General features: G+C 60.2%; 22 protein-coding genes and 2 pseudogenes. 11 read left to right on the top strand and 13 right to left on the bottom strand.

Annotated elements, in window-relative coordinates; all coding sequences use genetic code 11:
* The first annotated feature begins 38 nt into the window (after positions 1–38).
* Both QKE52_RS11360 and QKE52_RS11355 read left to right on the top strand, forming a co-directional pair.
* Positions 39–1,022: a universal stress protein gene (locus QKE52_RS11360; protein WP_046648787.1), complete on the top strand. Its 984-nt coding sequence runs from the start codon at positions 39–41 to the stop codon at positions 1,020–1,022.
* Between the two features lie 11 nt (positions 1,023–1,033).
* Positions 1,034–1,516, top strand: a complete 483-nt coding sequence (locus QKE52_RS11355; RefSeq protein ID WP_049154484.1) for a hypothetical protein — start codon at positions 1,034–1,036, stop codon at positions 1,514–1,516.
* A 6-nt stretch (positions 1,517–1,522) separates the two neighbouring features.
* Here the strand turns inward: QKE52_RS11355 and QKE52_RS11350 are convergent, their stop codons facing one another.
* Positions 1,523–2,452 (bottom strand): rhodanese-related sulfurtransferase, encoded by a 930-nt coding sequence (locus QKE52_RS11350; protein WP_347948837.1) that lies wholly within the window; start codon positions 2,450–2,452, stop codon positions 1,523–1,525.
* A gap of 166 nt (positions 2,453–2,618) precedes the next feature.
* On the opposite strand from QKE52_RS11350, the pseudogene QKE52_RS11345 reads away from it, so the two are divergent.
* Positions 2,619–3,068 (top strand): annotated as a pseudogene (locus tag QKE52_RS11345) (helix-turn-helix domain-containing protein); the annotation flags it as partial.
* A 19-nt stretch (positions 3,069–3,087) separates the two neighbouring features.
* Positions 3,088–3,443 (top strand): annotated as a pseudogene (locus QKE52_RS11340) (helix-turn-helix domain-containing protein); the annotation flags it as partial.
* Positions 3,444–3,552: 109 nt separating this feature from the next.
* Here QKE52_RS11340 and QKE52_RS11335 read toward each other — a convergent pair.
* The 3 genes from QKE52_RS11335 to QKE52_RS11325 form a co-directional block, all read right to left on the bottom strand.
* Positions 3,553–4,434 (bottom strand): NAD(P)-dependent oxidoreductase, encoded by an 882-nt coding sequence (locus QKE52_RS11335; RefSeq protein ID WP_083317774.1) that lies wholly within the window; start codon positions 4,432–4,434, stop codon positions 3,553–3,555.
* Positions 4,435–4,585: 151 nt separating this feature from the next.
* Positions 4,586–5,968: a four-carbon acid sugar kinase family protein gene (locus tag QKE52_RS11330; protein ID WP_070510168.1), complete on the bottom strand. Its 1,383-nt coding sequence runs from the start codon at positions 5,966–5,968 to the stop codon at positions 4,586–4,588.
* Entirely contained in the window at positions 5,968–7,347 is a 1,380-nt protein-coding gene (locus tag QKE52_RS11325) for a gluconate:H+ symporter (protein ID WP_070547020.1), read from the bottom strand. Before QKE52_RS11325 ends, QKE52_RS11330 begins: the two co-directional genes overlap by 1 nt.
* A 426-nt stretch (positions 7,348–7,773) precedes the next feature.
* Here QKE52_RS11325 and denD point away from each other — a divergent pair, with 426 nt between their 5' ends.
* Positions 7,774–8,742 carry a D-erythronate dehydrogenase gene (denD, locus tag QKE52_RS11320; protein WP_070510162.1) on the top strand — a complete coding sequence of 323 codons (969 nt, stop codon included), beginning with the start codon at positions 7,774–7,776 and terminating at the stop codon, positions 8,740–8,742.
* Between the two features lie 336 nt (positions 8,743–9,078).
* Here the strand turns inward: denD and QKE52_RS11315 are convergent, their stop codons facing one another.
* Positions 9,079–10,575 (bottom strand): DUF1846 domain-containing protein, encoded by a 1,497-nt coding sequence (locus QKE52_RS11315; RefSeq protein ID WP_347948835.1) that lies wholly within the window; start codon positions 10,573–10,575, stop codon positions 9,079–9,081.
* A 77-nt stretch (positions 10,576–10,652) separates the two neighbouring features.
* Here QKE52_RS11315 and QKE52_RS11310 point away from each other — a divergent pair, with 77 nt between their 5' ends.
* Together QKE52_RS11310 and QKE52_RS11305 are read left to right on the top strand one after the other, a co-directional pair.
* Complete coding sequence (locus QKE52_RS11310; RefSeq protein WP_347948834.1) at positions 10,653–11,468, top strand: zinc finger domain-containing protein; 816 nt, start codon at positions 10,653–10,655, stop codon at positions 11,466–11,468.
* Between the two features lie 10 nt (positions 11,469–11,478).
* Positions 11,479–13,065, top strand: a complete 1,587-nt coding sequence (locus QKE52_RS11305) for an NAD(P)H-hydrate epimerase (protein ID WP_347948833.1) — start codon at positions 11,479–11,481, stop codon at positions 13,063–13,065.
* Between the two features lie 142 nt (positions 13,066–13,207).
* On the opposite strand, the gene QKE52_RS11300 is transcribed toward QKE52_RS11305, so the two are convergent.
* From QKE52_RS11300 to QKE52_RS11290, 3 genes are all read right to left on the bottom strand, one after another.
* Positions 13,208–13,984, bottom strand: coding sequence for a TIGR02206 family membrane protein (locus QKE52_RS11300; protein WP_347948832.1), 777 nt, complete (start codon positions 13,982–13,984; stop codon positions 13,208–13,210).
* Between the two features lie 101 nt (positions 13,985–14,085).
* Entirely contained in the window at positions 14,086–14,736 is a 651-nt protein-coding gene (locus tag QKE52_RS11295; protein ID WP_046648781.1) for an ABC transporter ATP-binding protein, read from the bottom strand.
* The gene (locus tag QKE52_RS11290) at positions 14,736–15,731 is read right to left on the bottom strand and encodes an ABC transporter permease (protein WP_347948830.1); all 996 of its coding nucleotides are present in this window, start codon (positions 15,729–15,731) and stop codon (positions 14,736–14,738) included. The genes QKE52_RS11295 and QKE52_RS11290 overlap by 1 nt, the downstream gene beginning before the upstream one ends.
* Positions 15,732–15,846: 115 nt before the next feature.
* On the opposite strand from QKE52_RS11290, the gene QKE52_RS11285 reads away from it, so the two are divergent.
* From QKE52_RS11285 to QKE52_RS11275, 3 genes are read left to right on the top strand one after another with little or no spacing between them, the layout of a single operon-like run.
* Positions 15,847–17,013: a histidine kinase gene (locus QKE52_RS11285; protein WP_347948829.1), complete on the top strand. Its 1,167-nt coding sequence runs from the start codon at positions 15,847–15,849 to the stop codon at positions 17,011–17,013.
* Entirely contained in the window at positions 16,988–17,608 is a 621-nt protein-coding gene (locus QKE52_RS11280; protein WP_347948828.1) for a response regulator transcription factor, read from the top strand. Before QKE52_RS11285 ends, QKE52_RS11280 begins: the two co-directional genes overlap by 26 nt.
* Positions 17,609–18,628, top strand: coding sequence for an NAD(P)-binding domain-containing protein (locus QKE52_RS11275; RefSeq protein ID WP_347948827.1), 1,020 nt, complete (start codon positions 17,609–17,611; stop codon positions 18,626–18,628).
* Between the two features lie 3 nt (positions 18,629–18,631).
* On the opposite strand, the gene QKE52_RS11270 is transcribed toward QKE52_RS11275, so the two are convergent.
* Positions 18,632–19,204 carry a VanZ family protein gene (locus QKE52_RS11270; protein WP_347948826.1) on the bottom strand — a complete coding sequence of 191 codons (573 nt, stop codon included), beginning with the start codon at positions 19,202–19,204 and terminating at the stop codon, positions 18,632–18,634.
* Between the two features lie 86 nt (positions 19,205–19,290).
* Here QKE52_RS11270 and QKE52_RS11265 point away from each other — a divergent pair, with 86 nt between their 5' ends.
* Positions 19,291–20,256 carry an MDR family oxidoreductase gene (locus QKE52_RS11265; RefSeq protein WP_144014018.1) on the top strand — a complete coding sequence of 322 codons (966 nt, stop codon included), beginning with the start codon at positions 19,291–19,293 and terminating at the stop codon, positions 20,254–20,256.
* A 44-nt stretch (positions 20,257–20,300) separates the two neighbouring features.
* Here QKE52_RS11265 and metS read toward each other — a convergent pair whose 3' ends face one another.
* From metS to QKE52_RS11245, 4 genes are all read right to left on the bottom strand, one after another.
* Complete coding sequence (metS, locus tag QKE52_RS11260) at positions 20,301–20,468, bottom strand: methionine/alanine import NSS transporter subunit MetS (protein ID WP_046648774.1); 168 nt, start codon at positions 20,466–20,468, stop codon at positions 20,301–20,303.
* A 25-nt stretch (positions 20,469–20,493) separates the two neighbouring features.
* A complete protein-coding gene (locus tag QKE52_RS11255) occupies positions 20,494–22,113 on the bottom strand; it encodes a sodium-dependent transporter (protein ID WP_102234452.1) in 1,620 nt (539 codons plus the stop codon).
* 247 nt (positions 22,114–22,360) lie between these two features.
* Positions 22,361–23,686 carry an MFS transporter gene (locus QKE52_RS11250; protein ID WP_347948824.1) on the bottom strand — a complete coding sequence of 442 codons (1,326 nt, stop codon included), beginning with the start codon at positions 23,684–23,686 and terminating at the stop codon, positions 22,361–22,363.
* Positions 23,687–23,803: 117 nt separating this feature from the next.
* Positions 23,804–25,114 carry an AMP-binding protein gene (locus QKE52_RS11245; protein WP_046648771.1) on the bottom strand — a complete coding sequence of 437 codons (1,311 nt, stop codon included), beginning with the start codon at positions 25,112–25,114 and terminating at the stop codon, positions 23,804–23,806.
* Between the last annotated feature and the right edge of the window lie 207 nt (positions 25,115–25,321).

Here is a 25,321-nt window from a genome sequence, read left to right as displayed (position 1 = left end):
GTCGATAATGAAGGAAACGACCCCGATCCTTTTGATGAATGGCTAAGAAATCTTCACACCCCGCGGAAGGACAGTCCTCCTCGGAAGACCGTATCCCCCCGCTTCGCGTACTCGTCTCGTGGAGTCCTAGCTCCACAGGCACCGAGGCCATCGAGTTTGCCGCATGGCTTGCGCGTTCCACGCCCGTTCAGATCCGGGTTGTATCCACGATTTCGCAACCCCTCACCGTGACGTCGCTCAGCAAGCTCAGCGGCTCCTATAAGCAGTGGTTCAAGAAGGAGCGCGCAACCTGCGAACGCGCCGTTAAGCAGGCCTTGGACGCAGCCGGGGTGGACAAGGCCCAGCTCGATAAGAACGTCTCCGTTCTCATCGCGGGACCGTCCCGCCCGCAGCTGCTGGAGCAAGCGGCTACGGATTTCAACGCTCACGTCATCCTCCTAGGGGCCAACCAGTCCGCGCCGAAGGGCCGTTTCTTCTCCGGTTCTACCGCCGATGCGCTGCTGCACTACTCGCCGCTTCCCGTGGGTCTCACCCCGCGCGGTATCAAGCTGTCCAAGCACGGAGTGACGCGCATCAATTTCGCCTTCACCGAACTTGGCCGCGCTGACGATCCCGCCCTCCGGCACGCAGCTTGCATTGCGCAGCGCGGCGGCATCCCCTTGCGTATCCTGGCGTTTTCCGCCAAGGGGCTGGTCGACGTCCCCCTCGAATACTCCCCCACTTTTCCCTCCGACGCCCCCAATTGGCGCGAGCACTCGCTCTCGCTGTTGGACCGCGCCCACGATTTCATCGCAGAGGCCTTCCCGGAGATTTCCGTCACGACGGACATCGGCAGCGGCCACGGCTGGTCCGGCGCGGTGGATTCGCTCAAGTGGAAGAAGGGCGACCTGCTCTGCTTGGGCTCCTCCCCCATGGGACCGATCGAGCGCGTCTTCATCGGCAGCACCGCCACCGAACTACTCCCCCACGTGGGCGTGCCAGTCCTGGTCTGCCCGAGCACCTATGACCCCGAAGCACGTTAGACTTGCACAGCATGGCAGCAGAGCACCCCGAAAATGATCTCACGTCCGACGCGGACTATACCAACCTGCCTCGCCCCGAGCCCCGCAGCTTTGATGAGCTTGCCGACGAGCCCGATCCCCTCGCCGTCGCCGAGGCCAACCGCCGCTCCTCGCGCCAGGCGCTGTGGTTTATGGTGGCTATCCTTGTGAGCTCGGCGCTGTACGCGCTCCTCCTCGCTGGATTCTTCAGGTTCTTCGGAACCACGACCGACTGCCTCCGCGTGGAGTTCGCCGCTTGGCTGTGCACAAGGACCCAGCGCACGGTGTTCGCCACGACGACGCTGATCATCCCCTTCATCGGCATGATCGGCTGCGCCGTCATCATGGTGCGCAAACTCAAGGCCTACGTGCGCTGGCGCGGTTGGATGGCGATTTTCTGGGTCATGGCCGGCAACTTCATGATCTGGTGCATCAACGACATCCAGATCCTGCTCACCCCGGTGCTTGAAAACTAGCGAAAGCTAGGCCTGCGCCTGGGCCGCAGCCACCTCGGCGCAATCTGGACGCCCACAGTGCTGGGTTTCCACGTGCTGGATACAGTCATCGCAAATGAGCACCTGCTTGCGGCACGTGTCCTCATTAATGCAATTGTGGAAGGTATTCGTCCCCTTCCCACAGTGCACGCAGTGGCCGAGCTGAATAAAGCCTGGATCCTCTAGGCCCTGACCAAACTCGTGGTGCATGCGCTTGTCAAAGACGTACATCGAGCCTTCCCACAGGCCATCGTTGCCGTACCTTTCTCCGTAGCGGACGATGCCGCCGTCAATCTGATAGACCTCGTTAAAGCCACGGTTCTTCATCAGCGCGGAGAGGATTTCGCAGCGAATACCACCCGTGCAATAGGAGACCACGGGCTTGTCCTTCATCCAGTCATATTTTCCGGACTCGAGTTCGGCGATGAAGTCGTGGGTCGTGCGCACATCCGGAACCACGGCATTCTTGAATTTGCCGATTTCCGCCTCCATGGCGTTGCGCCCGTCGAAGAAGACAACTTCCTCGCCACGCTCCTCCACCAGCTTGTTGACCTCTTCGGGCTTGAGGTGAACACCACCGCCGATGACGCCGTTCTCATCCACTTTGAGCTCGCCCGGCGCGCCGAAGGCCACAATTTCATCGCGCACCTTGACCGACAGGCGCGGGAAGTCTTCCGCTCCGCCCTCGGACCACTTGAACTCCATCTTCTTGAAACCCGGGTACTCGCGGGTCTCGCGCACGTAGCGCTTACACGCATCCATGTCCCCGCCCACGGTGCCGTTGATGCCGTGCTCCGAAATGAGGATACGGCCCTTTAGCCCGAGCTTCTCGCACAGGGAGCGCTGCCACAGCATGATCGCGGTGGGGTCCTCGATAGGAGTAAAGCAGTAGTAGAGGAGAGTCTTGCCAATAGTCACGCCCGCAAGTCTAAGCCCGCTGCGAGGTAAAACCCCAATCTTTTGGGCCCAACGCTGCAACCGCTTTTAGCCCAAAGCCCCAGACCTCGATCCCGAAACCTCCTGGTGGGTGGTGGGGCGTCGCCAAGCGCTTGCCGACGCCCACCTGCGTGCTGTCAAGGGGTGAATGCGCCACTTCGACCGGGAGGTAGTTGTGACGCGTTGGACTCCGAAGGATGTTAAGGAAGCCGCTATTGAGCGCGTGGTGGCAGGTGAGGCAGTTAGTCTCGTCGCGCGTGATGTGGGTGTGGGTCCCGATACGGTTTACGGTTGGTTGAGGGTAAGAGGTGTCGAGCCTCCTGGCAGGCGTGCGAGTCGTCTGCGTGATCCGTTTGTCCGTGAGGCTGTTGGGTTGGTGCGTGCAGGTATGTCGATCAATCAAGCAGCACAGACTGTTGGAATATCGACTGGCTTGCTTCACAGCAGGTTAAAGAAAGCTGGTGTAATCGAAGTGCGGCCTAGACGCGCCCACTTGTCACCTGATGAACGTGCCCAGGCCGTGGAGCGAGTGCTTGCTGGTGAGAACTGTCAGACAGTGGCTGATGCTATCGGTGTGCATCCTTCTACCGTGTATGAGTGGATAAGGAAGCAGCGGTATGCGAAGTCACGCCGGCAGCGACATCGCCGAACGCCTGATGAGGCGGTGGTGTCTATACCAGATACAGGCAAGAAGCTGGGTAAAGATTCTGGTATGCCAGCACCGATGAAAACTCAAGCCGTCGATGGATTTCCTAGCGGCGTATTCGACAAACACGCCTTAGTAGGGCGTGGTCGCAGGCTTACTGTTGAAGACCGTGTTGCTATTGAAGCGGGATGTCGTGTCGGTGATTCGGCACGAGCCATCGCGCAGAAAATCAATAGGCACCACAGTGTCGTCGCCCGTGAAATCACCCGTAATGGTTGGAAGATCGTCGATGAGGACGGCGCAGAGCAGCTGCGGTATAACGCCCACGGCGGAATCAAGCGCTATGCGCCGCTCACCTGCAGGTTGCGGGTTTTAGGTCTGGGGAAATGCGGTGTGCGCTGGAGGCGTCGAAGTCGGTCGCCTAAGTCAATACTCATCAATGCTCGCCGCGTAGCAGTTTGAAGACGATTGAATCGTCCTTACGCCCCACTCCCTCGCGATGTCCTCTGATATAAAGTTGCTCCGCCGTAACTGCAAGTGGTACTTCTTGGTGTACTTCTCGTGCAGCTTCCCCGACTAGTCCCATATCCTTCACAAAGATATCGAGTGCACTACGCACCTCATCAAAGGCCTCATCAACCATCCTCTGCCCGCGATCACCAAACATAAAGCTAGCTGCAGCTCCTGTTCCAAGCACCTTGTGCACCCGGGAGACTTCCAGCCCCATCGAATCCGCTAGAGCTAGTGCTTCGCCAGCAGCTGCGATATGGACGCCGCACAACAGCTGATTTACGATCTTGAAACGCTGGCCGTCGCCAGGACGTTCGCCGACTACGGGGGCGTTTGACGCCATTGCATCCAGAAGTGGCTGAACGACGGCCACAGCGGAACTGTCGCCAGACACCATCATGAGTAGATCCCCTGTTTTTGCTCGTGCGACGCCGCCAGACACTGGTGCGTCAACGACATGTACGCCTGTACCCGCAAGGCCATCAACAGCTTGTTCAATGGCCTTCGGGCCGACGGTCGCCATAATGAGAATTACTGAACCTTGAGAAAGGTGAGGGGAAATTCCTTCTTCTCCGAATAGGACGGATTGCAACTGGTCTCCAGTTGCCACCATAATCGCGGTGACGTCGGCACCAGAAACAGCCTCACGAGCGTTAGAGGCAGCGCTCACTTGAGGTGCTACTGATTCGAGTGAAGAGGGCTGGACGTCAAATGCCGTGACGCTCATTCCAGCTGATGCGGTTGCGAGGGCCATTGGCCCTCCCATGGCGCCGAGCCCGATCCAGGCAACTTTTGGAGTGGTGCGCACTTAAAACTCCCTTGAGTGTAAAAATAAATTGGTAGGTACTGTGAAATTTTCCAGCTAATCTACTCTCGGTGTATGTAGTCATCGGGTAGATTCGCAGTTTTTGATATGCGGATTAAGGTTGGCCCTATTCTTTAGTGAGAAAAGGATAAGCCTAAGCATCTGTCGTGGCAGCTCGTAGCCTTTCAACGACCTCTGCCAAAGCCTCCTTACCGCCTACATTTCCCGGGAAAACTACGTACGGTACTCCGATCACGTCTTCAGGAGCTTCGGTAGCAGTAAACAAGCTAATCTGCCCCTCATAAAACTGACCTTGGACCTTGGCACGCTGAATCCCGAGGCCCGAAGCCGCTACCTCGTGGGATGTAATACCTCCCTTGGCGACGACCCAGGCTGGACGTGCTTCCCTTGCTGCTTGCACCACTGCAACGACTGCATCAGAGACTTGTCGTGCGATCGCGAGAGATTCAGCCTTTGACTCTGTCCTAATCAGTTCTCGACTCGTGTACAGGACGCAATCGGAACTCGCTAGCGCTTCTCTCACACGCATTGAAACCTCATCGATATGCTGCTCACGGGATCCTGAATCGAGCAGCTTAGGAACCTGCAGCTCAAACTCATGGAGATTGCTTCGCTGCTGAAGTACTGCAAGCTGTTGGCTCGTGAGCCCTACGTGTGAGCCAACGACGACGAGCCCATGAGCTGTGCGTGATGGATCAATTTCTAAGGAATCAGAAGTAATCAGTTGAGCGTTTCGCTGCCCAGCTAGGGAGCGAACGAAGGAAGGGCCGCAACGAGTCACAAACACTTTGCCCTGTTCTTCGAGTTCTGCCACTGCTTCTGACACGATATCCATGTCGGAATATTCGGTGGCATTAACTATTATCCAGCGTCGATTCTTCGCCTCGACGAGCTTTGCCTTGACCGTTTCTACGCCACCGTCGCGGATATCGGTGAGACTTATTGAGACACACTCCTCCGCGCGGACTATCCCACCAGACCTCTCTTCAAGAAAGTCCGCAAGGTTCGAGTGGGAATACCCAAATGTTGCGTCGTTCGCAAAGTCAGTGTCCTCCACCTGTTGCGCTTTTCCGTCCACTATGGCGAAGTGAACATCATTTTTAGTGAATCGGCCTGCTTCAATCATCGCCGGGCAGAACAAAAAGCCATCTACTTCGATGTTGTGCTCCGCAAGCGCATCAGCAATTGCATTTGGCTCTGCGATTACGTGGCCGCGAAGCGTTGAATCCGAGCGAGAAACAACATGTAGGCCGCGGCAGTCTTCCAAGCGTTCGACTACGGACCCAACCATTTTGCGGTTGATTTCTACGGCAGCGTCTTCATCGAGGGCGCGCGAATTCGTGAGGACAAAACACGCTGAACCTCGGTTCTGTAGCACCTCGGCCGGAATAGATGGATCAGTATCGAGGGCCACTTCGACGTTCGAAACGCACTGTGAGCCAGTAGGGTCGTCGTCAAGCACCAGAAGACGCCTCGATGGTGCCTCAAAAAGATTCATTTTTTCATGCCTTTCCATTACGCCATTGCTCCTAGTACTAGCCACAAGATTCCAACTACAACGAATCCAACTATTGACATGATCGTTGTCGTCACTGTGTAAGACTTCAACGCTGATGCGGTATCTACTTGGAAGTAGCGGCTCCACACCCAGAACAAAGAATCATTTACATGGCTAAATGCCATCGAGCCGATGCCGACAGTCACAGTCACCAGTGCTACTTGCAATCCATTAAGCTCCAGGGAGGCAATCATTGGTGCCACTAATGGGGCAGTTGTAAGTGCCGCAACGGTTGCGGACCCTTGGGCTGCGCGAATAAAAGCTGCAAGCAACCATGCCAGCACGAGCACTGGTAGCCCCGTGGACACCAGCAAATCAGCTACAGCATCGGCAACACCGGTTTCAGTCAAGACTTTGCCGAAGGTCCCCCCTGCGCCAGTGATCAAGATGACTGCGGCCGTAGCAGGAAGTGCCGAGGCTACAACGTCCTCTACCTGTTCCTTGCCCCAGCCACGTGCAAAACCTAAGACCCCAGTCGCGAATATGACGCCAATGAAAAGAGCGATGGGAGAGTCACCAACGAAGCCCAGGAAATCCCGTACTGCGGTACCTTCATCAAGCATGAGTGTAGATACGGTGCCACCCATAATGAGCACAAGAGGGAGGAGAATCGTGGCAAGAACGAGCCCCACTGACGGTGCCCCTCCATCATCAACTTCGACGTCTTGGTTTGCGGTAGTTCCGGCGGCTTGACTACCAACAGCTGGCACCGGAGAAAAAACCTTCTTGACTATGAAACCTGAGAACACTTGGCCTACCAGCCACATAACGACGGCAGGAATCAGACCAAGTAAAAGAACCATGCCTACATCAGCTTGCATCAGCTCTGAGGCGCCAACGATTCCAGGGTGCGGTGGGAGAACTACATGCACTGTTAGCAAAGCAGCAACTACAGGCAAGGCGTAGGCAAGCATATTTGTTTTTCCACCCATTCGACGGGCCACGGCAAGTGTGATTGGAACGAGCACGATTGTCGCTACATCAACAAAGACCGGAATACCAAAAATAAATGAGGCAGCGCCTAGTGCCCATGGTGCGCGCTTCTCGCCGAAGTTTTTCTCAAGAGAACGAGCTAGTACTTCAGCGCCACCTGAGACTTCCACTATTCGACCGAGCATTGCACCAAGCGTGACAATGAGAGCGACACCTCCGAGTGTTCCTCCCATACCATCTTTGAGTAGAGGTACAACTTCCGAAAGCGGTACGCGCGCTGCAAGTGCCAAAGCGATCGACACAAGTAGCATCGCGATAAATGGATGGGTCTTTGCTCTAATGATCAAAAAGAGAATGAGAGCTACCGCAGCAATGCCGAGCAGCACGAGCGTTGTTGGGGACATTAGAAATCCTCCTCGGTTCCAGAAACTTGGTGAAAGGCAATAAGCCCGCAAGGGTGCCGCCCATTCAGTCCTTGACAAGAATAAAAGACTCAATGTGAGGTGTCTTACGGTAGGATGTTAAAAGTATCTCACATCACTTGCATTGAGGGGAGTCTACCTATGATTGATGCGCGTGCGCTAAATATAAATTCTGCTTTGTTTTTCGAACGCTTATTGCTATAGAAAAGCCTCATCACTTCCGCAGTGCATTGGTTCACGAAAGTGGTTTATGACTTTCTTATTCCTCCCTATCGGAAGGAATTCACCCCATTTTCTATGCCATGGTCTTCAGAACCTTTTCTTGGCTGTTAGTGACTGGCGAAGCCCATCCTCAATACGAGAGGGGCGGGGCGCTGGCGGCCACTACATTCTTCATAAGGAGCAAGTATGAACATCGTTATCACTGGAGGTGCGGGTTTTCTCGGGACCCTGCTTATTCAGCATTTTCTTTCCGAGGCAGACCACGGCAAGCTTGATTTGAACGAGATTGTTTCATTTGACCTTGCTGCTGCCCGGGTGTCAGATCCGCGCGTGCGCTCCGTGGTTGGAGAGATCACCGATCGAGAGACTGTCCTACAAGCAATCACTGGAGAAACTGATGCAGTTATCCATTTAGCAGCCGTGCTTTCGGGTGGTTCGGAGGCGGATTTTGATTCGGCATTGAGTGTCAACATAGATGGCACTCGTTGTCTTCTCGAGGCCGTGCGTCATACTCGTAGCGCTAAGGGGGCTCATCCTGCACGGTTCGTCTTCACGAGCTCTCTTGCCGTGTTTGGGGGCAGTCTTCCGCAAGTAATGCCTGAATACTGGGCCACTCAGCCTGACTCTACCTATGGGGCAACCAAGTCCATTGGAGAGCTGCTTGTCAATGAGTATGGACGAAAAGGCTTCGTAGATGCTCGCATTTGCCGACTCCCTACGATCTCGGTGCGACCTGGTAAACCGAATTCTGCCGCGAGCTCATTTGCTAGCGGGATCATTCGTGAGCCTCTTAACGGTGTGCCGTCGGAGGTCCCCGTGCCGCACGATACGAGAATGTGGCTTGCATCGCCGCAAGTAGCAGTTCGTAATCTTGGAAGGGCACTCTTAGTTGAAGGCTCAAAACTCGGCTCGTGGAGAGTTATGAATCTTCCAGGAATTTGTGTCACGGTTGGCGAAATGCTGGATTCGCTTGAGCGTGTGGCTGGCTCTGAAACGAGAAAGCTTGTTAGTGACAAGCCTGATGAGAGTATTGCTGCGATAGTTACAAGCTGGCCGGGAAATTTCGATGTGTCAAGAGTGGAAGCCTTAGGTTTTGAACGTGATCGTGATTTCGATTCAATGGTGCAGCAATACCAGGATGACTTCTTGAGCTAGTTAGCCCGGGGTATTGGTGGCTTCGTTCTTCGATTGCGAACGACTGATTGAGTTTCGTCTTTTTCTGCGTGCCTCTTTCCCGGGACTTCAGTGGTTGACTAGGCGACCTGGTAGAAACCCTGGCTGGAATACGGGATGGGAGCATGATCCCTCCCCTGCACTTTGTCCACTCGCGTGGGTTGGCCCAGGCCAAACCCCCAGACCTCGATCCCGAAACTCCCTGGTGGGCGGTGGGACGTCGGCAAGCGCTGGGCGCCGCTCACCTGCACCTTTCGGGTTCCAGGTCTGGGGGAATGCCTACGGAGATAACGCTTCCGTCCAGTGTTCGGGAGAATCTTAGCGCTTCTGGTACAGCGCGCTCTTGCGGGCAAAGACCGGATCAGAAGTTACCAGGACGCCGAGGTTGCGGAAGATGCCCTCGTCCACGGAACCCAAGATGGTGGTGGTGTGGACATCGCAGCCTTGAAGCTCCTTGAGCGCATCAAGCGCGCGGCGGGCGTTCTCGTCCTTCGCCGCGGATACCGACAGCGCGATGAGCACCTCATCGGTGTGCAGGCGCGGGTTCTGCGAGCCCAAGTGCTTGGTCTTCAACGTCTGGATGGGCTCGATGGATTCCGGGGACAACAAGTGCAGGTCATCATCGATGCCGGCCAAGTGCTTGAGCGCATTGAGCAGCGCGGCTGCGGAGCAGCCCAGCAACGGGGAGGTGCGGCCGGTGATGATGGTGCCGTCGTGAAGCTGCAGCGCGGCTGCCGGGCCTTGCGTCTCTTCCGACTTCTGACGTGCCGGGAGCACAACCGGACGGTCGGTGGACTTAATGCCGGCCTTCGCCATGACCACGGCAGCGCGCTCGGACTGCGTGGAATCAAGACCGTTGCGGGCTTCTTCCACCAAAGTTTTGAAGTAGCGGCGAATGATCTCCTGCTGGGAGGCCTCGCGGCAGACCTCATCGTCGGTGATGCAAAAGCCCACCATGTTCACGCCCATGTCCGTTGGGGACTGGTAGGGAACGGTGCCGGTCAGGCGCTCCAGCAGAGACTTCAGCAGCGGGAAGGCCTCGACGTCGCGGTTGTAGTTCACCGTCGATTCGCCATGCGCGGAAAGGTGGAAGTGGTCGATGACGTTGGCGTCGTTGAGGTCCACGGTGGCGGCCTCGTAGGCCAGGTTCACCGGGTGATCGAGCGGCAGGTTCCAGATGGGGAAGGTCTCAAACTTGGCGTAGCCCGCAGGCACGCCGCGCAGATTCTCGTGGTAGACCTGCGAGAGCGCGGTAGCCAGCTTGCCGGATCCCGGCCCCGGCGCGGTGACCACCACGAGGTCACGGGTGGTCTGAACATAGTCGTTCTTGCCCAGGCCATCCTCGGAGACAATGAGGTCGATATTGGCGGGGTAGCCCGGAATGATGCGGTGGCGTGCCACGGTGAGCCCCAAACGCTCAAGGCGCTCGATGAAGGCTTCCGCCTGGCTATTGCCATCCTCGAGCTGGGTCATGACGATGTTATTGACCAGGAAGCCGCGGTCCCGGAAGACGTCGACAAGCCGCAGCACGTCATCTTCGTAAAGGATTCCCAGGTCACCGCGCATCTTCTGACGCTCGATGTCCTTGGCATTGATGCAAACGAGGATTTCTACGTCATCCTTGATGCGCTCGAGCATCGCAATCTTGTTATCCGGCGTGAAACCGGGCAGCACGCGGGAGGCGTGCATATCGTCGAAAAGCTTGCCGCCCATCTCGAGGTAAAGCTTCCCGCCGATTTCTTTGCGCCGAGCGTTGATGTGCTCCGACTGCAGTTCAATGTATTTTTCACGGTCAAAACCGAGTGCGCGCCCCATAGTATTTAGGCCCTTCCGTTCAACGGGTAGTACCCGGAAAGTCTACAGCAGCACTGCCCCCGCGTAGACTTCCTGACATGCCTGAGGGACACGTTATTCACCGCCTTGCTCGGACACTCAATGCGGATTTCCGTAACAAGCCGCTGGCCGTGAGCAGCCCCCAAGGTCGGTTCGCTACGGAGGCCGCGCTTGTCGACGACTCCCGCCTCTTACTCGCCGAAGCCTTTGGCAAGCACCTCTTTCTCCACTTCGATGCGGATAACCCGCGCCACGTTATCTACATCCATCTGGGCCTCATCGGTTCCCTACGCTTTGAGCCGTCTGCCGATGTCTGGGGCCAAATCCGGCTGCGCATCGATAACGGCACCACAGCCGCGAATCTGCGCGGCCCGCAGTTCTGCACGCTCATTACGGAGGAGGAATACCAGGCCAAGGTGGCGAAAGTGGGCCAGGATCCGCTGCGCAAGGATGCCGACCCGGATGCCCTATGGGCCCGCGTGCATGCCTCGCGGCGCAGCATCGGCGCGATGCTCATGGACCAAGGCCTCTTTGCTGGCGTGGGCAATATCTACCGCGCAGAAGCCCTATTCCGCCAAGAACTCTCCCCCTTCATCCCCGGCAACCAGCTCGACCGAGCAGAGTTCGATGCCATCTGGTCGGACCTGGTGGAGCTCATGGACTACGGCGTCGAGCACGGCCGCATCGATACGGTCCGCCCCGCGCACACACCGGAGGCCATGGGCCGCGAGCCCCGCAAGGATGACCACGGTGGCGAAGTCTATGTCTACCGCCGCGCGGGGCTGCCGTGCCATGTGTGCGGCACCAAGATCCAGGAGCAGGTCATGCAGGGCCGCAACCTCTTCTGGTGCCCCACCTGCCAACCCGCGCGCTAGGGTGTGGGTTATGCGCCCTGCTTATACCGTTGCCACTGTCCGTGCCGCTGAGAAGCGCCTGCTGGAACAGCAATCCCATGAGGATCAGCTCATGAAGCTGGCCGCCGCGGCGGTGGCAGAAACCGCATCAGTGATGCTGGAGGCACGCCCCGGCGCGGTGCTCGTTCTCGCTGGTTCCGGCGGCAACGGCGGGGATGGGCTCTTTGCCGGTGCGGCGCTGGCCTCACGCGGCGTCACGGTCCATGCCCTGGTCCCGGAACGCTGCCACGAGGAGGCCCTCGCTGCGTTTTGCAGCGCCGGTGGTACGGTCCTTTCTGCCGATGCGCTGCCTAACGGCAGCGCGCTGCTTATTGACGCCATCGCTGGCCTCGGATCCGCTCGCGGCCTCTCCGATGCATCCTTGTCCCTCTACCGCCGCGCCACCGCTGCCGGGGCTGCAGTCTTAGCCGTCGACATGCCTACCGGCGTTGATGCCGATACGGGAGTGTGCGCCGCGGATGCCGTCCACGCCGATGTCACCGTCACCTTTGGCTCGCCACGCCTCGGCCACGCGCTGGCCGCCGAATGCGGGCAGGTTGTGGTCTCCGATCTCTTCTTGCCCGGCGTGCCCTCTTTCGCTGAGACCCTCGCCGAACTCGATGAACCAGCGGCATTCATCGCTCACGAGCCCTCCGTTCCGACGCCCTTTGCGTGGCAATCGGGCGAAATCGATCTGCCGGGCGGGCGCACTTCCCGCCTCTGGCCGGTTGGCTGCACGGGCCCCATCGTTGATCCCACACCAGGCGCGCGCTCCGATAAGTACTCCGGCGGCGTCGTCGCCCTAGCCGCCGGCAGCGATACCTATCCGGGTGCGGGGATCCTCTGCGCCACCGCGGCCGTGCGAGCCACGCCCTCGATGGTGCGCTTCATTGGGGATAACTCGATTACTTCTCTGCTGCCTGAGCTGGTTTGCCATCCCGATGTGTCCTCCGCCGGTCAGGCCCAGGCCTGGGTCGTGGGCCCCGGCCGCGGTACCGATGCAGCGGCGGCCACCGAACTACGAAAGGTACTGGCGCAGGGACTGCCCACCATCCTCGACGCCGACGCCCTAACGCTTCTAGCGCGCAATACCTCCCTGCGCCAGACAGTCACCGAACACCCGATGACCATCCTCACCCCGCATGAAGGTGAGTTCCGCCGCCTCTACGAGGCCGCCTTCGGCTCTACTCCCGATGCGTCTGCTGGGTGGGGCACTGCCCTCCACGAGCTAGCCGAAGAGCTAAACAGCATCATCCTGCTCAAGGGCCGCCTGACCCGCGTCACCGCGCCGGACCAGCCGCTCTATTCCTTCAACGCCGGTCACTCTTTTGCCGCGACCCCCGGCTCCGGCGACGTGCTCTCCGGTATCCTCGGCGCGGTCATCGCCCAGCTCTTCGCTGACGCACCTGCCGCGTCCCCTGCCGAGGTCATCGCCGAGGTCCTCCACGCCGGCGCCATCCACGCGCACGCGGCGGCCATCGCGGCCGAGACCCCCGAGGGCTTCGCGCCCTGTTCGGCCTCCCAGATTGCGGCGGCCATCCCGCGGGCCATCGCGCGGCTCCTCAACGCCGAGCGCTAGCTCCGCCGCTAAGTACGTTTCGATCAAATAGCACCCCAAAAATTCGAAGATCTGGGGCCTTATTTGATCGATCCGTACCTGGCCGCCACCACCTTGGTACGTTTTCGCAACGAAGCCCTATAATTTCGCGGTTCGCGGGCCACTATTTACGAAAACGTACCTTGGCCCGGCGCAGGATCCCGGACGCGGTACCGACGGACTTGCGCATGAGCCCGCGCGGGCCAACGGCCACGGTGCCGCGGCGCAGTGAGGTGTTCTCCCACGGCCACGTCATTCCGGCCCATGCTGCTGCGACGGCGAGGGTCTCTGCCACGATGTAGCCAGGCCAAGGTCCCAGCAGGTTGATGATGGAGGGGCTGCCCGGCGCGTGGTTCAGGAAGCCATAGTTGCCGTCGGTCTTCGCGTTGACTGCCATCGCGATAGCCATCCACACCGGCGTGACCTTCACGGCGAAGCGGTAGCCCTTCCACGTCGGGCGGTAGCCCAAGCCGAAAGTCAGCGCCAGCGGCACGGCGAGTGCAACAATGTGGAAGAACCAATAGGTACCAAACCGCAGCCACCGCGGGGAGAAGTAGTAGATGACGTCCGGGGTGATAATGGCCTGCGGGTTGAGGATGATGCCCCAGAAGTAGGTCAAGGTCAGGGCGTGCTCATTGCCGGTAATGAGGCCCAGCGCCAGAATCGGGCGCAGCACATCGCACAGGTGCAAAGGCAAAGACTCTCGGATATCGAATTGCTTCGGGTCTAAGGAGATGACCGTCCACGCAGTACCCGCCACCAGCAAGGCCCAGCCCACCATCCGGCGGATGAACGCCTCGCGGGAGGTTCCCTTGATTCTGTGAGCAGCGACGATAAAGACCCCGCAGGCCACCACGGTGATGCTCAACATGAGCGCATGCAGCGCGGTCCACTGCTGCATGCGCGGGTAGTCAGTCGGGCTTACTCGGGGCTTGCGGGGTCGTATCATAACGGGGTGATAATTTACCCCTTTGTTTGAACACGTGAGAGATGAGAGGCTTCCTACGCGGCTAGCTCAGAGTATTCGGAAAGCTTTCCGTCCTTGACCTCAACCACGTTGTCGGCATAATCAAGCAGGCTGCGGTCGTGCGTGATGAACAGGGTTGCGGTATCGAAGTCATCGGTGACACCGCGCAGGAGCTTGGCAATCTCGCGGGAGAGCTTGGAGTCGAGGGCAGAGGTGGGTTCGTCGGCAAGCAGCACGGAAGGCTGGCCCATGAGCGCGCGCGCAATGTTGACGCGCTGGCGCTGGCCGCCAGAAAGCTGGTTCATCCGGCGGTTGCCAAAGCCCTCCAAGCCCACGAAGCTGAGCAGCTCATCGGCACGATCCTGGCGCGGCTTGCGGCCCTCCATGTGGTCAATGATGAGCAGCTGTTCGCGCGCCGTCAGGGCGGCCAGCAGGTTGGCCTGCTGGAAGATGAGGCCGCGGGAGCCGGTTCGCTCCACGCTGCCGGAGTCCGGCTCGATGAGGCCGGCGGCTACGGACAGCAGGGTGGACTTGCCGGACCCGGATTCGCCGATGACGGCGGTGAGCTCGCCGGGTTTGACGTCCAAGCTGACGCCGTCGAGTGCAGTGGTGCGGGACTGGCCGTCTGGGTAGGTCACCACGATGTCGCGAAGGGACAGTGCAGGGGAAGAAGCGGTGGTAGTCATTAGGCGTTGCCTCCTAGGGCGTCGAGCGGGTTGATCTTGGAAACGCGGCGGGTGGCCAGGAAAGCACCAGCGATGCCGAGCAGCCAGATACCGAGCGCGGGGACGATGACGGTCATGGCGGAGACCTCGAAGGGCACGGCACCTTGGGCGGCAAGGCCCAGCAACCAGCCGACGAGCGCGCCTACCCCCACGCCAATCGCCAGGATGATGGCAGCCTGCGCGATGGCATCCTTGAGCAGGTACTTCACGCTGGCGCCAAGGGCGCGCAGGATGGACAGGTCACGGGTGCGCTGGATGGTCCAGATGCTCAGGAAAGCGATGGTGACCAGCGCGGAAATACCGTAGAGGAAGGCCTGCATGGTCAGCAGGGAACCTCGCTCCGAGCTATAAGCCGGAAGACCGGACAGGGCCTTGCCCATGGACACGGAGGTGTCGGTCGGCTCCTGGGACAGCACGGCTACGCCCACCATGTCCTCAGGAGAATGGGAGACCTGCTGCCAGGTTTCGGTAGAGACCCACACCACCGGGGAGTGGGAGTAATACTCATCCTCGACCACCGCGTTCACGTCTAGGTCCACGCCGCCGAGCGTGCCCCGGGACGGCGCGTGCAGGGCGTCGTCGATGGATTGGCTCAAGACCATGCCTTCTTCCGGAATCACGGTGCTAAAGCCGGGGATCTGGGTGCCGGCGGGCAAACCGATAACCGCCACACCGCCGTGGCCCTCCAGCTTGGTCTGCGAAGTACCGAGCGGAATGCCCGAGACAGGGACATCCTCGGCGAAGATCTCCGACTCGGTGAAGGAGGGGTCTTCCGTCGAGAAGGTCACATAAGGAGTCTGCTCCCCGAGTGTCTCGAGGGCAGAAGTATTCTGCTTGGACAGGCCTTGGGTCAGGCCGGACAACATAACGAGCAACAACGTAATTAGAGCCACGACGCCGCCGATCAGGAAGAACCGACCGCGGGCGGTGACTATCTCTCTTAATGCCAGGAACATACTATTAATCCTGCGTGTGCGTGCGCTGAAAGTAATCGGGTAGCCAGTTGAACCTCCACTCAACCAGTTGGTTGATTCGCCCTCGACCAGCCAGCGGATAAGCTGGACTGCCGTGATGATGAGCAACAAACTGTGGACCGTGGGACTGCACACCATGTTCGGTTTTCTCCTCGTGTTTGGAGTGCTGCGCGCATGGGCCGATGGCCGTCTCGACGCCCGCGCCCTCGGCCTCTCCATCGCACTCGCAGTGGTCTACACGGGGTTTGCCATCTTCGGCTCTCGCACCATCACCCGCCCCGCCCCCACCACGCTGTGGCTCGCCGCCCTGTGCCTGCTGTGGATCGGGCTTATGGTGCACGCCCAAGACTTCATGTGGCTCGAGTTCCCGCTGGTCTTCGTCTTTATCCATGCGCTTCCCTTCTGGCCAGGAATCGTCGCCAGCGTGGTGCTGTGGGCCGTCGCCGCCTTCGTCCCCGCGTGGATCCACCCGCAATTCTGGACCGCGGCCGCGGCCATCGGGCCGTTCATTGGCACCTGTTTCGCCGTGGCCGTCTACCACGCCGCCCGCCGGGTTCAGGCGGAGGCGGCGCACCACGCGGCCGTCGCCAAGCAGCTGCGTGAGACCCAGGAGGAGCTGGCGGCCAGCGAGCACCAAGCCGGGCGCCTTGAGGAACGGGAGCGGCTCTCCCGCGAAATCCACGACACCGTGGCGCAGGGTCTTTCCTCCATCGTCCTGCTCAGCCGCGCCGCCAAGAACACATCCGCGCAACAGGACGTGACCGAGCAGCTCGCACTCATTGAAAAGGTGGCCCAGGATAATCTGGCCGAGGCCCGGCGCTTCGTCAAAGAGCTCGCAGCCCCTGCCTCCTCCCTCGACGCGGAACTGCGCTCCCTCGTGGATGAGCTCCAAGCCCAAGCTAAGGGCCTGGGGCTGCGCACCCGCTTCGGGCTCAAGCTCACCGGCAGCGCCGACGTCCCCACCGAGTTTTCCCACGTCATCTTGCGCGCCGCGCGGGAAGGGCTGACCAACGTCATGAAACACGCCGATGCCGACAAGGCCGTGGTCACCCTCGGCTCTTTCGAGGATGGAATCATCCTCGATGTGGTCGACGACGGCCGCGGCATCGAAGGGCCACGTGGCTTCGGACTGACCGGCCTGGAGCAGCGTGTTCGCAGCGTCGGCGGCAGCGTCCAGGTAGAATCTTCACCCGCCGGCACCGCGCTCGCGGTGCGAATCCCAACAGGAAGCAGCAGCAATGGTCAACGTGATGCTCATCGATGATCACCCCGTGGTCCGCGCCGGGCTGCGCGCGATTCTTAACGCCTTCCCCGACATCGAGGTGGTGTTGGAAGGCTCCGACGGCTCGACCGTCGAGCAGCTGACGGATGCTGATGTTCCCCACATCGATGTGGTTGTCTGCGATATTCAGATGCCAGACGTCGATGGCATCGCCGCCACCCGGCGCGTGCGCGAGCTCGATGGGCCACCGGTGCTCATCCTGACCACCTATGACACACAGGCGGATATCCTGGCCGCCGTGGAGGCGGGCGCGCTGGGTTACCTGCTCAAGGACGCCCCCGAGGAAACCCTGCACACCGCGGTGCTCGACACGGCCGCGGGAAAGCGGACCTTGGCGCCTGAAGTCACCAACCTCCTGGCGGAGCGCTTGGCACAGCCGGAGACTGCGCTTTCACCACGCGAGCTGGAGATCCTGCAGGCGCTGGCCACGGGAGATTCCAACAAGCAGATTGCCCAGCGGCTCTTCATCTCCGAAGCCACGGTCAAGACCCACCTCATCCACGTCTATCAAAAGCTCGGCGTGGAAACCCGCACGGCGGCCGTCTCCGCGGCCCGTGAGCGAAAGCTCATCCAATAGATGCATACCTACGATTGCATCGTGGTGGGTGGCGGCCAATCCGGCCTGGCCACCGGCTATTACCTACGCCGTCAGAAGCTCGATTTCCTCATCCTCGACGCCAATTCCTCCCCTGGTGGGGCCTGGCAGCACGTGTGGGATTCACTCACGCTCTTTAGCGATGCCCAGTCCTCCACCCTGCCCGGCTGGCCCATGCCTTCTTACCCGGGCTTCCCGCCGGCGTCCCACGTGGTGGATTACCTCACCCGTTATGAGCAGCGCTATGACCTGCCGGTCCGGCACGGGGTGGCGGTGGAGCGCGTGCTTGACGACGACCCCCTCTTCCACCTCTTCACCACCCACGGTGAGTTCCGCTCCCGCACCGTCGTGGCTGCGACGGGCACCTGGTCCGCGCCGTTCATCCCCTTCTACCCCGGTGAATTCCAGGGGCGCCGATGGCACACGGCGAGCTACCCGGGGCCTGAGCCTTTCGTGGACGGCGCCGGCAGCGACCGTAGCAGCCGTGTGGCCATAGTCGGCGCGGGCAACTCCGGTGCCCAAATCGCCGCCGAGCTAGCCCTCGCTGGTGTTAACACCACGTGGTTTACCGCGCACCCGCCGCGCTGGATGCCGGATGATGTCGACGGGCGCGTGCTCTTTAGCCGCAACAGACAGCGCATGCTGGCAAAACTTCGGGGAGAGCCGGACCCGGGGCCGGAAAGTGAGCTAGGAGATATCGTCATGGTCCCGCCGGTACTCAAGGCCCGTGATCGCGGTCTTCTGCGCGCCACCGACATGTTTTCCTCGCTGGACCAATTGAACCGCGAGGGCTTTAGCGACCTCATCTGGGCCACCGGCTTCCGCCCAGCGCTGCGCCCCTTCCCCGGGCTGCTGGCAGAAGGAAAGCCCACGGTGGAAGGTTTCTTCCCCGTGGGCTATGGCTCGTGGACTGGTCCTGGCTCGGCCACGATTACCGGTGTCTCCCCCTATGCGCGGCGGGTGGCGGGGGACGTCGCCAAGCTCGTGCGTACGCCCAGCTAAGTACTACAGCGCCACCATGGCGAGGAGCACCACCGCTGCCAGCGCAAGCAGGAATCCGAGGCGGCGCAGAATCTTCATCTGCTCTTCGCGTCCCACGCGCGCCATGAGTGCGGCGCCGAGGACAGAACCCACCGTGTTGTATAAGAGGTCGTCGATATCGCTAAAGCCCAGCGCGAAGACGTATTGAGCGCTTTCTATGCACAGGCTGACCATGAGGCCGATGAGCATCGCCCCGCCCAAGCCCCAGCGAATCCTGACGCGGTTGCGCCCGGCCACGTAAATCGCCGCTCCCAGCGGCATGAAGAGGGCGATATTCCCCAGGAGATCGGTCCATCCGCCGTACCACACGGAGGCGTTCTCAAATCCGCCAAAGAGCTGCAGATTGACCCTTCGCACCGCATGCGCGGAGCCGTCCACCACGCCGGGGATGTCCATGAAGGGCTTGCCCACCGTCGCCAACACCACGACCACCAGGGACAGGGCTGCGACAAGGAGAGAATCACGAAGCAGGTGCCGATACGGATCCGGCGCGGGCCGCAGCCGATTGCGCGGGCGTTGAGCTTCTATCCCAGTCATGCGCCTCACCCTAACCATGTTCTCTGGAAGCCGGCTGAAGCAGAAGCCAGAAAACGCTGCTTCACATCCTCTGTACGATAGTGCCTATGAGCACACTGATTGTCACTCGCACGGATTCCAGAGTAACGCACTCATTCCAAGAGCAGCCCCTGCTCGGGGAAGGTGACACGGTCGTGGATGTGCAGTTCTCCTCCCTCAATTACAAGGACGCCATGGCCCTGGAGGGCGATAAAGGTGTCATGCGCATCGATCCGCTCGTCCCGGGCATCGATGTGGTGGGCACCGTGGTGGAAACGTCCGATTCACGCTTGAGCCCTGGCCAGCTTGTCGTCTCCTGCGGCGATGGCCTGGGCGAATTTCGCCATGGCGGCTACACCACCCGCCAGCGCGTCAACGGTGAAGCCACCATCCCCGTGCCCCAACGCTTCAGCGCGCACGATGCCGCCGCGATTGGCACGGCCGGATACACCGCCGCTATCTGCGTCAACCAGCTGCGCACGCACGGCACGACGAAGGGCCACATCCTCGTCACCGGTGCCACCGGCGGCGTGGGCTCCATCGCGGTCCAGCTGCTCAAGTCTTCCGGCTACGAGGTCACCGCCGTCACCGGCCGCGTGGAATCCCAGTCGGAGTACCTCACCTCACTCGGCGCGGATCACGTGCTTGACCGTGCAGCGCTGTCTGAGACCGGCCGCCCGCTGCAGAAGGCGCTGTACGACGGCGCCATTGACACCGCCGGTTCCACCGTCTTGGCCAACGTGCTGGCGCAGGTGCGCTGGGGCGGCGTGGTGGCGGCCACCGGTATGGCGGCTGGTCCGGATCTTCCCGCCTCGGTGCTGCCGTTCATCCTGCGCGGCATCGTGCTGGCCGGCGGTAACTCCGTCGATGCGCCCCGCGAGGTGCGCGAGGCGGCCTGGCAGCTTCTCGACGAACACCTCGACCTCACCATGCTGAACTCTATTACTGAAACGGTGCCGCTGGCCGATGTCGCCACTGCCGCTCAAGAGCTGCGCGCCGGCTCCCGCCATGGGCGCACGGTAGTCGAGATATAGGAAGGGGCAGGTGTGAGCGGGCAGCCGTTGACTGCCCTCCCCCTTTAGTGGTGCACGCGGTGCGATAGCGATTCGTCGTCAGTGCCGGGGGCGTTACCCAGCTCACCGGTGAATTCATCGTCGCTGCGCGCCAACCAGATGGAGGACACAACCAGTCCGCCCCAGATGACGACGACGAAGAGGATAAAGAGCAGGATTGCGCTTGTAGTCATTGTTATTCTCCTTTCCTACTAGCCGCTACTTGTCGTCCGTGTTCGGTGCGGCGGCGTTGCCTGTGGCAAGCGGGTTCGGTGTGCCGACCGGGCGGCCGCCCACTGGGACGCCGTAATCAGACGTCTCGATGCCGTCCAGGTACTTGTTTCCGCGGAAGTCCACTAGCGGCATGACGAAGCTAACGAGCAGAATGACGCCCAGAACCGCCCAGCCAAAGAGCCCAATCTGTGTGGAGGAGTAGCCCTCATAACCTTCGCGGACAATCGTGATGATCTCGTTGACCAGGAAGTAGACGAGCAGCAGCGGGGTCGCGACGAAAGTCAGGAACTGCCAGAAGCCACCCACCTTGAACTGCGACACGGCGTTGATGTGCTGCTGGATCTCGCGGCGGCGGCCGGTCACCCAGCCGACGACTACGAGGGCGCAGATGGCGCCGAAGACGATGCCCAAGTTGTTGGTGAACTTATCCATGATGTCCAGAGTGACCAGGCCCGAGGAGGTGGCGAACAGGAAGCAGGACAGTACTCCCATCGCGCTGCCAACGCTGATGGCAGAAACGCGGCGAGAGATGTTGAACTTATCTGCCACGGCGGAGACAACGACCTCCATGATGGAGATCAGCGAGGTCACACCGGCCAGGAACAGGGAGCCAAAGAAGAGGACACCGAACAGCCAGCCGAGCGGCATGAGGTTAATGATCGTCGGGAAAGCGATGAAGGCCAGACCGATACCAGACTCAGCCACCTCATCGACAGACACGCCCTGCTGGGCGGCCATGTAGCCCAGAGTGGCGAAGACACCGATGCCGGCGAGAACCTCGAAGGAGGAGTTCGCAAAGGCGGTAACCAGGCCCGTGTTGGTGAGGTTGGTGCGCGGCTTGAGGTAGGACGCGTAGGTGATCATGATGCCGAAACCGATGGACAGGGAGAAGAAGATCTGTCCGTAGGCGGCGATCCACACCGACGGGTTGCTCAGCACGGACCAGTCCGGAGTGAAGAAGGCGTTGAGGCCCTCGGCGGCGCCGTCAAGGAAGAAGGCGCGGATCACCAGAATGATGAACATGACGGCCAGGACCGGCAGGAAGATGGAGGTCAGCTTGCCGATGCCCTTGTTGATGCTCGTGGCCAGCGTAGCGATGCAGACAACCCATACGAGGATCATGACGCCCAGAATGGATGGGACAACGTGCCCGGAATAGGTTGCCTCCGCGTCTGCTTGGAGGAAGTCAACCATGAAGTACGTCGAAGGATCCTCGCCCCACGTCTGCTGCAAGGACTTAATGGTGTAGAGCGCTGCCCACGCAATGATGGCGGCGTAGTAGATGGCGATGAAGAAGTTCACGCCGACCTTGAACCAGCCGATTCCTTCCCAGCGGCTGCTGATGCGGCGGAATGCCAGCGGCGCAGAACCGCGGAAGCGGTGACCAATGGCGAGGTCGAACCACAGGATGGGGATACCGGCGGTCAGCAGGGCCACCATGTATGGGATGAGGAAGGCGCCGCCGCCGTTCTCATAGGCAACGTAAGGGAAGCGCCAGATGTTACCCAGGCCGACGGCGGAACCGATGGCGGCCATGAGGAAGACGAAACGCGTATTAAAAGTATCGCGTGTAGAGCGAGTCTTATGCGGGGTTGATGTGGTCATGAGAGAACTTTCTTCTTGAGCAAATATCGCGCACCACAAGACCGTAGGAATTGTTTATACGGGCCGCGTACGACGAGTATTAGCGAGAAGCTTAGCCTACCTGCCAACCTATAGGTACCGTTTTGAATAATTATTTACCCCCACAACGCCACACCCCCTTTAGGGCCTGACCCTCCAACCGGAACAAAAGCCAGCGGAGAAAGGGTTAAGCGCTAAAGGGGGTGGCGGGTGAACAAACTCGGGGCGATTAAACGTGCAGATCGCGGTCCTGAATACCCTTCGGGACGGTGAGCACACCGATGAGGGAAACGACCGAAATCGCGATGCCGTAGGCGGCGATGGCCCTCGAGGTCTCGTACCGCGTGTACAGCATCTCTGCAATCATCGGGGCAAAGGCACCACCGATGATGGAGCCGAAGGCGTAGCCGATGGACACGCCCGACAGGCGCACCTTCACCGGGAACATCTCCGCGTACATCGCTGACTGCGGGCCATAGGTCGCACCCAGGATGACACCCAGGAGGAACACGGCTACGCCGAAGAACATAACGTTGCCCGAGTCAACCGCCCAGAACACCGGGGTGATATACAGCGCCAAAACGATGTAGCCGCCAATGAACGTCGTGCGGCGCCCCAAACGGTCAGACAGGTGGCCGAAGTACAGCGTGCCGATAAACCAACCAATCGACGCGATCAGGGCTACCCCAAGGGCCTGGGGGCGGGTATAGCCCACGACCTTCGTGCCATAGGCGGTGAAGTAGGCGATGACGAAGTAGCCAATCGCGTTGTTGGCGGCGAAGATGACCGCGCACTTGATGACGGTTCCGAGGTGGCCCTTGAACAGGACCGCAAGCGGTGCCGTGGACTTTTCCTTTAGTTCCTCCATCTCCGCGAAGGCCGGGGACTCTTCTACTGCCCGGCGAATCAGGTAGCCCAGGAGAATGAGCACCACGGAGGACAGGAACGGGATGCGCCAGCCCCAGGCAAGGAACTGCTCCGGAGTGAGGACGGAGGAGAGAACCAGCATGAAGATGGTGGCAAGAAACATACCAAGAGGCACACCAACCTGCGGGAACGCGCCGAACAGTCCACGCTTGCCCTGCGGCGCGTGCTCAACGGCCAGCATCGCCGCGCCGCCCCATTCGCCGCCGGCGGAGAGGCCCTGAAGGATGCGCAAGATCACTAGCAGGATAGGCGCTGCCATGCCGATAGAGGCGTACGTCGGCAGCACACCCATCAACATGGTGGCCAAGCCCATGCCGACCAACGTGACCACGAGGACCGGCTTGCGTCCGAGCCGGTCACCCAAGTGGCCGGCCAAAATTGCCCCGAGAGGACGGAAAAGGAAGGAAATACCCAGCGACGCCCAGGCAATGATCTGTGCGAGGGAGGCGCTTTCGTTGGAGACCGGATCGAAGTACTGGGTAGCGAAGATCAGGCCGGCGGCCTGAGCGTAGATGAAGAAGTCGAACCACTCAATGGTGGTGCCGACCATCGAACCGGCGAGCACGCGCTTGTGCTCTGTAGTGATTCCCGGCCCTTGGGCAGGCTGTTGGGTGACTGGTGCAGACATAGTGGGAGTCTTTTCTCTATGGGTGCAGAAGCACGGTGGATACAGTTAAAGCCAGTGAACGAAAGGGGCAATGAGTGAGGCGGGGCGTGCCGAAGAAGCCGAGAACGCTGCAGTGTTTTACTGATCGCGGTTGTCGACGATCCTCTTGGCCTTGCCCTCACCGCAATCGACGTGGTCAGTAATCTCGACGCCAACGGTGACGCCGATGCGCTCCTTAATCTGTTTCTTCAGCCACGCGGCGGAGGCATCGATCTGATCAGGAGTAGCCTCCGAGGAGTGCTCAACCACCAGGGTGAGGTGGTCCATACGGCCACGCTTGCTCAGCACGCACTGGTAGCGCGGGCGAAGCAGGCGGTCCTCGGTGATGATCTCCTCGAACTGCGACGGGAAGCAGTTCACGCCACGCAGGATGATCATGTCATCGTTGCGAGCGGAGATGCGGTCGATGCGGCGCATCGAACGCGCAGTGCCCGGGAGCAGGCGGGTGATGTCGTGGGTGCGGTAACGAATGATCGGGAAGGCCTCCTTGGTGAGGGAGGAGATGACCAACTCGCCGTACTCGCCGTCTGGAACCGGCTGCATGGTCTCCGGATCGATGATCTCTGGGTAGAAGTGGTCCTCCCAGACGGTCAGGCCATCCTTGGTCTCGACACATTCTTGGGCCACGCCAGGGCCCATTACCTCGGAGAGGCCGTAGATATCGGTGGCCGTAATGCCGAAGCCTTCTTCGAGTTCGCGGCGCATTCCCTCGCTCCACGGCTCGGCGCCAAAGACGCCGGCGCGCAGGGAGGATTCGCGCGGATCCAGGCCTTCCTTGCGCATGCGGTCAAGGAGGTTGAGCACGTAAGACGGCGTACCCAGAATTGCGTCCGGCTGGAAGTCCTGCATGATCTGGATCTGGCGCTCCGTCTGACCACCGGAGGTCGGAATCGCCGTGGCTCCTAGGGCCTCAACGCCATAGTGAGCGCCCAGGCCGCCGGTAAAGAGGCCATAGCCGAACGTAATCTGCACCTTATCGCTCTTGCGCAGGCCGCCTGCCCGCAGCGAACGGGCTACGAGCTCGGCCCAAATACGCACGTCATTCTCGGTGTATCCCACGACGGTCGGGCGACCCGTGGTGCCGGAAGAAGCGTGGATGCGGGAGATTTGGTTCTGGCCAACAGCAAACATCCCGAAGGGGTACTCCGCGCGAAGGGTTTCCTTGTCGGTGAACGGGAACAGCGCAAAGTCCGAGAGTTCCTTGAAGTCATCCGGGTGAACGCCCTTCTCATCGAACGCACGGCGGTAGTGCGGGACGTTGTAGTACGCGTGGCGAAGCTCGTTCTTCGCGCGCGCGGTCTGCAGCGCAATGATTTCATCGCGGGAGGCGTACTCAATGCCCATCTGGGGGCCGTGGTGGTCAGAGAAGATATCAAACGTTGCGGTCACGTCATTTGCCTTTCATTTCGAGGAGAGGGAAATACCACACCCTTTAAGCTCCCTCGAAAGTGCTGCAAGAAGTTGGTTAGCTGGGACAACGCACAAAAGTACGTTAATTACTTACCGTTCGGTTGGGTAAGTCTTGTGACGTACACTACAGGCCGTTGTGGTGATAGACAACACAATTAGGCCAAGTTTTTGAAGCGCGACACATCA

Source organism: Corynebacterium sp. c25Ua_47, from assembly GCF_039907205.1.
Classification (GTDB): Bacteria; Actinomycetota; Actinomycetes; order Mycobacteriales; family Mycobacteriaceae; genus Corynebacterium; species Corynebacterium hiratae.
Note: the sequence above shows the minus strand (reverse complement) of the source record. Positions and strands in the feature narration are given on the sequence as shown.

Coding starts and splice junctions, on each gene's coding strand:
- QKE52_RS11360 (WP_046648787.1), top strand. CDS start 39: ATGGCTAAGAAATCTTCACACCCCGCGGAAGGACAGTCCTCCTCGGAA.
- QKE52_RS11355 (WP_049154484.1), top strand. CDS start 1,034: ATGGCAGCAGAGCACCCCGAAAATGATCTCACGTCCGACGCGGACTAT.
- QKE52_RS11330 (WP_070510168.1), bottom strand. CDS start 5,968: ATGGAAAGGCATGAAAAAATGAATCTTTTTGAGGCACCATCGAGGCGT.
- QKE52_RS11325 (WP_070547020.1), bottom strand. CDS start 7,347: ATGTCCCCAACAACGCTCGTGCTGCTCGGCATTGCTGCGGTAGCTCTC.
- denD (WP_070510162.1), top strand. CDS start 7,774: ATGAACATCGTTATCACTGGAGGTGCGGGTTTTCTCGGGACCCTGCTT.
- QKE52_RS11315 (WP_347948835.1), bottom strand. CDS start 10,575: ATGGGGCGCGCACTCGGTTTTGACCGTGAAAAATACATTGAACTGCAG.
- QKE52_RS11310 (WP_347948834.1), top strand. CDS start 10,653: ATGCCTGAGGGACACGTTATTCACCGCCTTGCTCGGACACTCAATGCG.
- QKE52_RS11305 (WP_347948833.1), top strand. CDS start 11,479: ATGCGCCCTGCTTATACCGTTGCCACTGTCCGTGCCGCTGAGAAGCGC.
- QKE52_RS11300 (WP_347948832.1), bottom strand. CDS start 13,984: ATGCAGCAGTGGACCGCGCTGCATGCGCTCATGTTGAGCATCACCGTG.
- QKE52_RS11295 (WP_046648781.1), bottom strand. CDS start 14,736: ATGACTACCACCGCTTCTTCCCCTGCACTGTCCCTTCGCGACATCGTG.
- QKE52_RS11290 (WP_347948830.1), bottom strand. CDS start 15,731: ATGTTCCTGGCATTAAGAGAGATAGTCACCGCCCGCGGTCGGTTCTTC.
- QKE52_RS11285 (WP_347948829.1), top strand. CDS start 15,847: ATGATGAGCAACAAACTGTGGACCGTGGGACTGCACACCATGTTCGGT.
- QKE52_RS11280 (WP_347948828.1), top strand. CDS start 16,988: ATGGTCAACGTGATGCTCATCGATGATCACCCCGTGGTCCGCGCCGGG.
- QKE52_RS11275 (WP_347948827.1), top strand. CDS start 17,609: ATGCATACCTACGATTGCATCGTGGTGGGTGGCGGCCAATCCGGCCTG.
- QKE52_RS11270 (WP_347948826.1), bottom strand. CDS start 19,204: ATGACTGGGATAGAAGCTCAACGCCCGCGCAATCGGCTGCGGCCCGCG.
- QKE52_RS11265 (WP_144014018.1), top strand. CDS start 19,291: ATGAGCACACTGATTGTCACTCGCACGGATTCCAGAGTAACGCACTCA.
- metS (WP_046648774.1), bottom strand. CDS start 20,468: ATGACTACAAGCGCAATCCTGCTCTTTATCCTCTTCGTCGTCGTCATC.
- QKE52_RS11255 (WP_102234452.1), bottom strand. CDS start 22,113: ATGACCACATCAACCCCGCATAAGACTCGCTCTACACGCGATACTTTT.
- QKE52_RS11250 (WP_347948824.1), bottom strand. CDS start 23,686: ATGTCTGCACCAGTCACCCAACAGCCTGCCCAAGGGCCGGGAATCACT.